Annotated in this window: 13 protein-coding genes and 1 pseudogene; 5 read left to right on the plus strand and 9 right to left on the minus strand. The window is 45.5% G+C overall.

Annotated elements, in window-relative coordinates; translation table 11 throughout:
• On the plus strand, positions 1-327 hold a 327-nt coding region (locus tag F6J99_RS33995; RefSeq protein ID WP_293119729.1), incomplete at its 5' end, for a hypothetical protein.
• A gap of 214 nt (positions 328-541) precedes the next feature.
• The gene (gene lipA / locus F6J99_RS34000; protein ID WP_293119731.1) at positions 542-1,450 is read left to right on the plus strand and encodes a lipoyl synthase; all 909 of its coding nucleotides are present in this window, start codon (positions 542-544) and stop codon (positions 1,448-1,450) included.
• 205 nt (positions 1,451-1,655) lie between these two features.
• On the opposite strand, the gene F6J99_RS34005 is transcribed toward lipA, so the two are convergent.
• From F6J99_RS34005 to F6J99_RS34035, 7 genes are all read right to left on the minus strand, one after another.
• Positions 1,656-1,799 carry a hypothetical protein gene (locus F6J99_RS34005; protein ID WP_293119733.1) on the minus strand — a complete coding sequence of 48 codons (144 nt, stop codon included), beginning with the start codon at positions 1,797-1,799 and terminating at the stop codon, positions 1,656-1,658.
• 11 nt (positions 1,800-1,810) lie between these two features.
• A complete protein-coding gene (locus F6J99_RS34010) occupies positions 1,811-2,251 on the minus strand; it encodes an SRPBCC family protein (RefSeq protein WP_293119735.1) in 441 nt (146 codons plus the stop codon).
• Positions 2,252-2,394: 143 nt separating this feature from the next.
• Entirely contained in the window at positions 2,395-2,553 is a 159-nt protein-coding gene (locus F6J99_RS34015) for a hypothetical protein (RefSeq protein WP_293119737.1), read from the minus strand.
• A 53-nt stretch (positions 2,554-2,606) separates the two neighbouring features.
• Positions 2,607-4,043, minus strand: a complete 1,437-nt coding sequence (zds, locus tag F6J99_RS34020) for a 9,9'-di-cis-zeta-carotene desaturase (RefSeq protein WP_293119739.1) — start codon at positions 4,041-4,043, stop codon at positions 2,607-2,609.
• Entirely contained in the window at positions 3,970-4,527 is a 558-nt protein-coding gene (locus F6J99_RS34025) for a hypothetical protein (protein WP_293119741.1), read from the minus strand. Before F6J99_RS34025 ends, zds begins: the two co-directional genes overlap by 74 nt.
• 99 nt (positions 4,528-4,626) lie before the next feature.
• Positions 4,627-4,872, minus strand: a complete 246-nt coding sequence (locus F6J99_RS34030; RefSeq protein ID WP_293119743.1) for a hypothetical protein — start codon at positions 4,870-4,872, stop codon at positions 4,627-4,629.
• Between the two features lie 757 nt (positions 4,873-5,629).
• Complete coding sequence (locus F6J99_RS34035) at positions 5,630-5,764, minus strand: type II toxin-antitoxin system prevent-host-death family antitoxin (protein WP_293119745.1); 135 nt, start codon at positions 5,762-5,764, stop codon at positions 5,630-5,632.
• Positions 5,765-5,916: 152 nt separating this feature from the next.
• Between F6J99_RS34035 and F6J99_RS34040 the strand changes: the two genes are divergently transcribed.
• Positions 5,917-7,482, plus strand: coding sequence for a Rieske 2Fe-2S domain-containing protein (locus F6J99_RS34040; protein WP_293119747.1), 1,566 nt, complete (start codon positions 5,917-5,919; stop codon positions 7,480-7,482).
• 109 nt (positions 7,483-7,591) lie between these two features.
• Here F6J99_RS34040 and F6J99_RS34045 read toward each other — a convergent pair.
• Positions 7,592-8,685, minus strand: a pseudogene (locus tag F6J99_RS34045) (Rpn family recombination-promoting nuclease/putative transposase).
• Between the two features lie 265 nt (positions 8,686-8,950).
• On the opposite strand from F6J99_RS34045, the gene F6J99_RS34050 reads away from it, so the two are divergent.
• Positions 8,951-9,184, plus strand: a complete 234-nt coding sequence (locus tag F6J99_RS34050; protein ID WP_293119749.1) for a hypothetical protein — start codon at positions 8,951-8,953, stop codon at positions 9,182-9,184.
• Positions 9,185-9,999: 815 nt separating this feature from the next.
• Here the strand turns inward: F6J99_RS34050 and F6J99_RS34055 are convergent.
• Positions 10,000-10,173, minus strand: coding sequence for a hypothetical protein (locus F6J99_RS34055; protein WP_293119751.1), 174 nt, complete (start codon positions 10,171-10,173; stop codon positions 10,000-10,002).
• Between the two features lie 189 nt (positions 10,174-10,362).
• On the opposite strand from F6J99_RS34055, the gene F6J99_RS34060 reads away from it, so the two are divergent.
• A partial coding sequence (locus F6J99_RS34060; RefSeq protein WP_293119753.1) for a hypothetical protein occupies positions 10,363-10,602 on the plus strand: 240 nt, incomplete at its 3' end.

Consider the following 10,602-nt stretch of genomic DNA (forward strand, 5'->3'; position numbering starts at 1 on the left):
ACAGCCACAGGCAAGATGCCTATTCTACAGACCACAGCCACAGGCAAGATGCCTATTCTACAGACCACAGCCACAGGCAAGATGCCTATTCTACAGACCACAGCCACAGGCAAGATGCCTATTCTACAGACCACAGCCACAGCCACAGGCAAGATGCCTATTCTACAGACCACAGCCACAGGCAAGATGCCTATTCTACAGACCACAGCCACAGGCAAGATGCCTATTCTACAGACCACAGCCACAGGCAAGATGCCTATTCTACCGACAACAGCCACAGGCAAGATGCCTATTCTACTGGCACTATTAAAATTATTCCATTATTAAGCAACACCAAAAATCCTGTGTACCTGATAGCATTGAAAAACGCTGTATAATGCTTAGTTACGCCAGAATAATCATTTCAAAGATACCTTCTTATCGATCAGCAACTACTTCTTACCTCTCCCCCATCTCCCCATCCCCCCATCTCCCTATCTCCCCATCCCCCCATCTCCCCATCTCCCCACACTCCCCACACTCCCCACACTCCCGACTCCCCATGACAACACAAAAACAATGGCGTTCAGAAATTACTGCACTCCCCTCTTGGTTGCGACGTCCGATTGGTAATGCTAGTGACATCTCAACGGTGCAGCGGATTATTAAACAACGGCAGATTCACACCATTTGTGAAGAGGGACGTTGCCCGAACCGAGGTGAGTGCTATTCTCAGAAAACTGCTACATTTTTGTTGATGGGACCGACGTGTACACGGTCTTGTGCATTTTGTCAAGTGGATAAAGGTCATGCTCCCATGGCCCTAGACCCAGAGGAGCCGCAAAAAGTAGCGGAATCGGTACAGTTGTTGGGGTTGCGGTATGTGGTGCTGACCTCTGTGGCTCGGGATGATTTGCCAGACCAGGGTGCCGGTTGGTTTGTCGCTACGATGGATGCGATCCGCCAACTCAATCCAGGTACTGAGATAGAAGTGCTAACGGCAGATTTCTGGGGGGGTAAAGGTGAGCAGGATCAAACTTCAGCACAGTTGCAACAGCAACGGATAGCCACGGTGGTGGAGGCGAAGCCAGCCTGTTACAACCACAATATTGAAACAGTGCAGCGCTTACAGGGCAAGGTGCGCCGGGGAGCAAAATATCAGCGATCGCTAGATGTGCTCAGCATTGTCAAACAAATAAATCCCGCCATTCCCACTAAGTCCGGATTAATGTTGGGCCATGGGGAAACCAAAGCAGAAGTTATTGAGGCCATGGCGGATTTAGGTAAAATTGGATGCGATCGCATCACCCTCGGTCAATATATGCGTCCCTCCCTCCAACATCTGCCGGTACAAAAATACTGGACACCGGAAGAGTTTGATGAGCTAGGTGCGATCGCACGGGATATGGGGTTTGCCCATGTTCGTTCCGGTCCTTTGGTTCGTAGTTCGTACCATGCTGGGGAAACTTGAAGGTTGTTCGCGTAGCGTGGCCAAAGGCCAAGGTTAGCAGGTTGAAGGTTGAAGGTTGAAGGTTGAAGGTTGAAGGTTAGGAGGTTGAAGGTTGTTCGCGTAGCGTGGCCAAAGGCCAAGGTTAGCAGGTTGAAGGTTGAAGGTTGAAGGTTATTTGGTTGTTCGCCCTTGGCGTTCCCGAAGGGTAGGTTAGCTGGTTGAAGGGTTAATATGATATACTATTAAATCTCCCCATCCCCCCATCTCCCCATCTCCCCATCTCCCCATCTCCCCATCCCCCCATCTCCCCATCTCCCCATCCCCCCATCTCCCTATCTCCCCATCTCCCCACACCTCCCACACTCCCCACCCTCTCCACTCCTACCCTTTAACTTTCAGGGCATAATCCCGGAATCGTTCTAAATCTTCCTGGATAGTAGACTCAACTAAGTTACCTAAAAATAAGTTATCCATTAACTGACCAAGAATGCCGGGAATTGCGTAAGCGATGGTGAGCTTAACGATACTGCTATCTTTACGGTCGTAGAAGCGCACTGCACCTCGATTGGGCAAACCATCTACTGATTCCCACTGAATAATCTGATGTGGAACTAATTTCAGAATTCGAGACAGCCAGCTAAACTCAAAGCCCATATTGGCAAGTTTCCAGCGGGATAAATCAGGATCGTCTTCTAGGACTTCTACTGAATCAATCCACTTCATCCAGCGCGGCATTTGCTCTAAATCTGACCAAAGCTCCCACGCTAACTCAATGGGAACTTCTACTTCAACTTGTACACTATGTTCCAGCCAATCAGACATGGGCTTTTAGGTTCGTAAAGTATTATTTTTGACTTCGCTGCAGTTGTTAGGCAAAAGGCAAGAGGCAAAAGGCAAGAGGCAAAAGAAACAAGAATTGACCGCAACAATATCATAAAAGCGATGCAGTGAGGTGGAGATCCCCCCTAACCCCCCTTAGAAAGGGGGGAACAATAGCCCCTGCCCATGAACAAAAAAGCTATGGCTGTTCTAGCTTCCCCCTTATTAAGGGGGACGGGAGGGGGATCCCGACGGGGATTGGGGGGATTTATCCAAAATCCAGCCAGTATTGCCCATCTCCCCATCTCCCCAAACTCCCCTCTCTTTCCCTATTCCCTATTCCCTATTCCCTATTCCCTCAATTAACCAAAGACTCAATCGCCTTAGCAGCACGACGCCCGGATAGGGTAGCTCCTTCCATACTATCGATATAGTCTTGTTGGGTATAGCTACCGGCTAGGAAGAAATTAGGGATTGGTGTTTTTTGGTTAGGGCGATAGGGGTCCATGCCAGGGGCTTCCCGGTATAGAGACTGAGCGAGTTTCACGACACTAGACCAGGTCATGGTCAAGTCTCGTGAGGAGGGAAACAAATTATGGACTTGGTGAAGCACATGTTTTGCGATCGCATCATTACTTTGTCGGATAAATGGGTCTCCTGGGGTTAGTACCAACTGCATCAGTGACCCTTCACCGGCTTTGTAATAGTCACCAGGACTAGTGAGAGCTAAATCAGCAAAGCAGGAAAAGTCAGCATCGGGAGTATACAGTAGATTATCCATCCCTGCTGCTTCTTGGAGTTGCTTGCGTTTCTCGGCATCATGAAGCTCTGTGACCCAGCCATCAAATCGTAGTTGGACCGTGGCCACTGGTACCGTATCCAGCTTGTAGATATTATCGAAATCGGACCACTTGCGCCATGATTTCGGTAACAGCCGTTGAACACCAGGCACATCAACGGCACAGACATAGGCATCAGCGGTTATGGTTTCTTCCGTTTCCCCTTTGGCAATCACTAAACCAGTGACTCGGGTTTCCTCTGGAGTGTCAGTAAATAGAATTTCCCTGACTTGGCGGCGAGTGTGGATTTTTGCTCCTCTTTCCTCTAAATAGTTAATAATTGGTTTATGGAGGTACTCATGAGGAGAGCCTTCTAGCATTCGTAGTACCGATGCTTCGGTTCTAGCGGCAAATAACTGGAAAATCGTTAGCATACAACGGGCAGAAATGTTCTCGGTATCGATGAAACCCAGAGCATAGGCAATGGGATTCCACATCCGCTTTAAACTACCGTCGGAACCACCATGACCCCGAAACCAATCAGCGAAACTGACGGCATCTAGGTCACGAATCGTTTTCATTGCGCCATCGAAATCTATCAAGCCACGCACCAGAGGGCTAATCCCCAGGGCAATGGAGTTTTGCAGCTTATCCTGGAGAGAGAGTTGGGAGGTGGTAAAAAAAGCTTTTAGGCCATTAAAGGGAGCACCAGTAATGAAGCGAAAGTCTAGCTCACCCTTGCGTCCATCCTGATTAATAAAAGTGTGAGTATGCTCCTTCAGGCGCAGAAACTGGAACGCTCCCACCTTCTTCATCAGGTCAAACAGGTTGTAATAGCAGCCAAAGAAGACATGCAACCCCATTTCGATGTGATTGCCATCCTTATCTACCCAGCTGCCCACCTTTCCCCCCACAAAGGGACGGGATTCAAAAATTTCCACCTCATGACCAGCATCCACTAATTCTACTGCTGTGGCCATGCCCGCGAGCCCCGCACCAACGATTGCTAAGCGCATTCTCCCTTATCCTTTCAGTTTCTTTACATATTTTAATATATTCCGGGAGTCGGGAGTCGGGAATCGGGAGTCGGGAGTCGGGAGATGTAGGGTGGGCAGTGCTGACCTTGGCGATGATCAGCTTTTCAATTGGGTACAACCACTGCCCACCAGTGCGATCGCTTTTGAGACCAGAGTAGGGTGGGCAGTGCTGACCTTGGCGATGATCAGCTTTTGAATTGGGTACAACCACTGCCCACCAGTGCGATCGCTTTTGAGATGTAGGGTGGGCAGTGCTGACCTTGGCGATGATCAGGTTTTGAATTGGGTACAACCACTGCCCACCAGTGCGTTCGCTTTTGAGACCAGAGTAGGGTGGGCAGTGCTTACTTTGCCGATGATCAGGTTTTGAATTGGGTACAACCACTGCCCACCAGAGATCACAGAGCAGAGTAGGGTGGGCAGTGCTTACTTTGCCGATGATCAGGTTTTGAATTGGGTACAACCACTGCCCACCAGAGATCACAGAGCAGAGTAGGGTGGGCAGTGCTGACCTTGGCGATGATCAGGTTTTGAATTGGGTACAACCACTGCCCACCAGAGATCACAGAGCAGAGTAGGGTGGGCAGTGCTGACCTTGGCGATGATCAGGTTTTGAATTGGGTACAACCACTGCCCACCAGAGATCACAGAGCAGAGTAGGGTGGGCAGTGCTGACCTTGGCGATGATCAGGTTTTGAATTGGGTACAACCACTGCCCACCAGAGATCACAGTAGGCTCGGCAGTGCTGACCTTGGCGATGATCAGCTTTTGAATTAGTCCGCCAGCACTGCCCACCAGTGGGATCAATTGTGTTATGATTTCTTGAAGTAACTTTTTTTTTCCTTTTTTTGTTGGTGGTGGGCAGTGTTTTCCTCCGATGAAAAGCTAATCTGATCGGTTTTGAGCACAGCCTACCCCTACGCTCCTTAATATTCTTGAAAATTTAGTGCGTTCCCGTAGCGTGGCCTACGGCCAATCGCGTTTGAGTGCGGTGGAGTAGCCCAGTCAATTTCCTGTCGGTGGGCAGTGTTTTCCCCCGATGACATGGCTTACTGATCGGTTTCGAGCACTGCCCACCCTAGGATTTATCTTCATCATCATTTCTTTTATAGCGTTTTTATGACTTAATAAGAGGTACAGTTTTTTGGGATACTGATTCCCTGAAAACTATCTTTAATATTGCCTTTTGCCTCTTGCCTTCCCCTCCTGGGAGGGGTTAGGGGTGGGTGCCTCTTGCCTTTTGCCTCTTGCCTCTTGCCTTTTGCCTTTTGCCTTAAAAGGATAACCTTTGTCACTCACCCAAATAATAATTTCTATTGAATATCCTCCAAAAGCTGCTCACTTTCTGACACCCCAATAAATCCTTCTTGTTGTGCTTTTTCAGTTTTGATAGCTATAAGTTCCTCTTCTAACTCTAATAACCTTTCAAATTCTTCTATAGAAATAACAACGGGTGCATCTCATTTTTGTTGTTTGACAAGGTGGTGCGTTACGGGGCGGGCTGTCTAAACCCTGGCTACGAGGCGGAAAATGATGCCCCCCTAACACACCCTACGCAAATTTTTTACAAATATGAGATGCACCCAATAACAACAGCCACATTACGCCCTTTTTTAGTAATTTGTACTGGCTCTCTTCGAGCTAAATCCAACAGTTCACCAAAACGGTTTTTTGCCTCAGATGCTCCAAGGGTTTTCATCACTTTTTAGGGAAGAATACTAGACATTAAGTCTAATATAGCTATTTTACCAGCAGATGTAGGGTGGGCAGTGCTTACCTTCGAGATGGTCAGCCTTTTAATTGGTATAAAGCACTACCCACCTGCCTCAGATTGAGTAGTTTCGGTGGATAATGATTGAAGTTACGGCAAGCGCTGTTATCTTTGTGAACAAAGTATTCCCGAAAAGTATGACGATTGAAGCCAATTTAACTAATTTGAACAAAAGTCTTGATAAGTCAAGGGAACAAGTTCACTTTAAAGAAGACGAAACATTTCAATGGACAAAACAGTGGTATCCAGTAGCCGTTGTTGAATTCCTCGCGCCATCTCGTCCTCACAGAATACAGTTACTCGGTAAAGAGCTAGTGTTATGGCGGGATGGGTCTGGTAAATGGCGTTGTTTTGAAGATTTTTGCCCCCATCGATTAGCTCCTCTTTCTGAAGGACGTGTGGAGTCTGATGGAACGTTATTGTGTGCTTATCACGCCTGGCGTTTCGATGCTCAAGGAAATTGTGTCAGTATTCCTCAATCCCAAGACCAGGAGACTGAACTTAAAAACTGCTCGAATCCTAAATCCTGTGCTGTTGCCTATCCAACTCAGGAAAATCAAGGTTTACTCTGGGTATGGCCAGAATCGGGAACCAAGGCTCAACAGGAAAGTCAGTTGAGAAAACCCCGTTTAATTCCCGAACTAGAATCAGATTCCGATCGAGTAGTCAAGCTATTTTGGAATATCCGCGACTTGCCCTATGGCTGGGACTTTTTCATGGAAAATGTTGCTGATCCTGCTCACGTACCGGTTTCCCATCACGGTATTATGGGTAGTCGTTATGAAGATGCCAAGTATTATGATATGCCTGGTCTTAGGGAAATATCCACTCAAGAAGGATTTTCCTTTGCTATTAACCCCACCGTTGAAAAGGTAGCCGAAGCAGTTCATGACTTTCAACCTCCCTGTCATATGAGAATTGTTACTAACTATAACGATGGCGGAAAATTAATCTTAGCCTTATATGCCATTCCTACTCGTCCTGGCTGGTGTCGTCATATTGGTTGTCAGGTCTTAGTCAAGAATGAAGCGGGAAAAACACCAGAAGGCTTAGGATTTTTTGCCTTACCAATGCCAATTTGGTTGGGTCATGTCTTGGCTTCAGTATTTTTGCATCAAGACTTAGTATTCCTTCACTACCAAGAAAAAACCTTGGCTCGACGACAACAGCAAGACTGGCTCAAGACAGTTTATACTCCCAATCCTCAAGACAAAATGGTAATCACCTTTCGTCAGTGGTTTAAAACGAGAGCAGGAGGTAAAATTCCTTGGGATTCAGGTATCAATGACCAACTTCCTAATCCTGAGTTAGATAAAACGCAGCTTTTTGATGTGTGGTCAACTCATACTAAAGATTGTGTTGTTTGTCAAAAGGCTCTGACCAACATCAATCGTGCTGTGGTAATCAGTTATGGAGCGGCGGCCCTCTGTTTATTAATCGGAATAGTTATGGATGCCCGGGCTGTAGCATTTAAGATGGCAATGACTGCAGATGCCGTGATTATATCTCCCTTCAAAGTAATACCTCCAACCGGATTCTGGCTAGGGATTGCGGGAGCAATTATTCTAGCAACCATAGGCTACTCATTGAAAAGGTTAAGTCGCCTGTTTTACGTTTATGAATTTGACCATTCCAATAATGATTAGGTAAGTTATAAATGTAGGTTGGGCAGTGCTTAGCTTCGAGATTATTAGCTTTTTAATTGCTATCAACCACTGCCCACCATAGGATTAATTTTATTAAAAATTTAGACTTTTAATTAGAGTGCTCTTGCAGCCAGTTGAGTAAGTCCTCACTGGTCTGAAAATCCCAGATTGATTCTGATAAACGGTTTAGGTCTTCGTTGGTCAAGGCTTCGATTAATGAGATTGTATTAATCGTTAGTTTCCCAAAGCGGCTCTCAAGCAGTCGCAATAGTAAATTTCTTTCCCCTTCTTCTCGTCCTTGCCTTTTCGCGAAACTCAATGCACCTCGCGCGTCTTCCAAGACCATTTCCTGTTTGCGGAGTTTTTCCACTTCTGACACACTCAACCCCGCTTGATTCGCTATGGTTAACGCTTTTTCCAGCTGTGGGATTTCCCTGAAGTTGTCAGGAATAATTTCTAAATTGGGCGCTTCTTTGATAAAATATATCCACTTATCTATCACACTTTCTAACTCTTCCAATTGCTTAGTAAATTTTGGAAGTTCCACAAACACCAGCTTGACTTCATTTTCCTGATAAGGTAAGTGGTTTTCTTCCTCTTGAAAGTAAAAACAGCTAATTACTTTCTCGCTGGAAGGGAATAACTTAAAATCCGTGATAGTTAAAGCAGCGATGCAGCGCGGTCTTGGGGAGCCAGTGCGGTCTTGGGGGTTCCCCCCATGAGCAACTGGCGTGGTTTCCCCCATGAGCGACTGCATCAAGACAATGACTGGATTTAGATCGAAATATCCCTGTCCCAATTGCAGTTGATTTCCATAGGTTTTGCACAAGTTATAAACCACTCGCTTCTTGAAAGCTTCCACATTCCAGAGTTGCATCTCAATGATGACAGTTGTTCCATCCTCTAATACTGCCTTAACATCTAAATAGCGATGCAGCGCGGTCTTGGGGAGCCAGTGCGGTCTTGGGGGTTCCCCCCATGAGCAACTGGCGTGGTTTCCCCCATGAGCGACTGCATCAAGACAGTGTCTTTTAAATCCACTACATCCCCCGCGCTATAAGGATCAATAATTTCTAAATCCTGGATGACGGAATTACCAGAGTATATCATAGCATTTAGAAAAGAAATCAGAATATCCTTACTCTGATCTGAACCAAATATTTTCTGGAAAGCAAAGTCAGTTTTAGGACTGATGAATCTCATGGTTTTATACCTTATTATAACAAAAAAATATATATAGTATTTTAACTAAGGGAGCAGGGAGCTTAGCAGCAGGAGTAATAAATGATAAAAGCTATAGCATTTATACAGTAAATATCAGATATATTTATATTTACTATTATTTAGTACCTATTTATTATTATAGCCATTTTCAATTTATTAATAAAAAAAAATTCCTAAATACCTTGACAATTAGTTAATTTATTTATATATTAATAGTGTAAGCAGTTTTAAGGAATTACTACTGATGAATAACAACCTTCCACCCAACTCCGATGAAAATACCAACCCTGAAAAACCAGGTCGTAAACCTAAAAAAGTCAAGCACATCTTGATCGGTTCTCCTAAACAAGTTCGCAAAACAATTAATGCTATCTATTCCCTTAAATACGCCTATCCCGACGAGTGGAGCGCTTTCGAGCCTACCGGAAAATCTGGTCAGGTTACGACCTTTCTGATTCGATACTTATACCTAGACTAGGATAGTAAATTGCCAGGGCATCGCCCTGGCGACTATGAATGGTGAAAATTGTTTTGTGGAGGGGTATACATCAGAATGAATGATGAGTTGGGATGTAGTTACTTTCGAGTAGTTGCTGACTAATTCGATAAGAATGTACTAGTTTATCAGTAGCGATGCAGCGCGGTCTTGGGGGTCTCCCCCATGAGCGACTGCATCAAGACAGCGATTTAGAGTTGAGTGCAGCTCAGTTGTACTTGTGGAAGCTTACAAAATAGAAATCGGTCAAGACTTGGGGTTAACCAGACCTTGACCGATTTTTTTTATTGCTATACAGGGAATAGTACACGTTGAAAGGGCTGGGTGGGCAGTGCCTACCAAACCAATGGCTAGATTAGAAATTGGTCTGATCCACTGCCCACCCTACAAGTAATCTTCTACTATTCCCTAGTCGGTGGGCAGTGGTTACTAAACCAATTGTTAGATTCTAAATCGGTCTAATCCACTGCCCACCCTACGAGCTCGCGCGCCTCCTGCGGCGGCTTCCACCCTGATTTTTTTTCGTTCAAGTTACTGAGGTACAAAATAGGGGGGTCTCAGACCACCGCGTGCGCGTTGCCCCAAATATAGACGCGCACGAAAGTAATAATCAAGATATATGGTCGTTTGAGCTGTTAACAAATAATTTGATTCCGGTATTTCCACCCCCCTTTTTTTTTCAGGGAGTGAACATCACCTTTATCCCATTCATGAATGGGATAAATAACCCATTATTTTTGTATATCAGTAAATTGATATAAATGAACCACAAAAATCCCGCCCCAGGTTCCCGGAGCTCATAAGGGTAGGTTTTTTACTTTGACCTCAGGTGTGGGGTATTGGGTGTGGGGTGTGGGGTGTGGGGGTACAGACAAGCGATGCAGTGGCCTCACGGGGGTTTCCCCCACTCGCGCAAAGCATGGCTGACAACGACAAGCGATGCAGCGCCTTAATGCGGGGGTTTCCCCCACTCGCGCAAAGCATCAAGACAATTAAGTATATTTTCTTATCACCCACACCCTACACCCGGTCCCCCTACACCCCACACCTCACGTCTTTGTTAAAAACCTACCCCTGTGAGGGTTCCCGGAGTGGGTTAGCGCTAAAGTTGAAAGTATTCATTCTTATGCATAAGGTAGCATTACAGTCAACATAATGAGGTGGTTGGGATTCTGAAACCTTTGATTTTCGGGGGTTTTGAGGCTCAAAAAGCACCTAATTTAATAGGTTTAATGTTGTATACATTAAATAAAATTTTTGTCTGTTACCCTTTTTACCAAATTGATGGGTTTATCCTGATATATGAGGTTTTACATGAGATTTATGAGGTTTTACATGAGATTTATGAGGTTTTACATGAGATTTATGAGGTTTTACATGAGATTTATGAGGTTTTACAT

Source organism: Moorena sp. SIO4G3 (assembly GCF_010692305.1).
GTDB classification, from domain to species: Bacteria; Cyanobacteriota; Cyanobacteriia; order Cyanobacteriales; family Coleofasciculaceae; genus Moorena; species Moorena producens_A.

What these genes read in the sequence shown, in the direction of transcription:
- F6J99_RS34050 (WP_293119749.1), top strand. Translation starts at nt 8,951, where the DNA reads ATGAATAACAACCTTCCACCCAACTCCGATGAAAATACCAACCCTGAA.
- lipA (WP_293119731.1), top strand. Translation starts at nt 542, where the DNA reads ATGACAACACAAAAACAATGGCGTTCAGAAATTACTGCACTCCCCTCT.
- F6J99_RS34035 (WP_293119745.1), bottom strand. Translation starts at nt 5,764, where the DNA reads ATGAAAACCCTTGGAGCATCTGAGGCAAAAAACCGTTTTGGTGAACTG.
- F6J99_RS34040 (WP_293119747.1), top strand. Translation starts at nt 5,917, where the DNA reads ATGATTGAAGTTACGGCAAGCGCTGTTATCTTTGTGAACAAAGTATTC.
- F6J99_RS34010 (WP_293119735.1), bottom strand. Translation starts at nt 2,251, where the DNA reads ATGTCTGATTGGCTGGAACATAGTGTACAAGTTGAAGTAGAAGTTCCC.
- zds (WP_293119739.1), bottom strand. Translation starts at nt 4,043, where the DNA reads ATGCGCTTAGCAATCGTTGGTGCGGGGCTCGCGGGCATGGCCACAGCA.
- F6J99_RS34015 (WP_293119737.1), bottom strand. Translation starts at nt 2,553, where the DNA reads ATGGGGAGATGGGCAATACTGGCTGGATTTTGGATAAATCCCCCCAAT.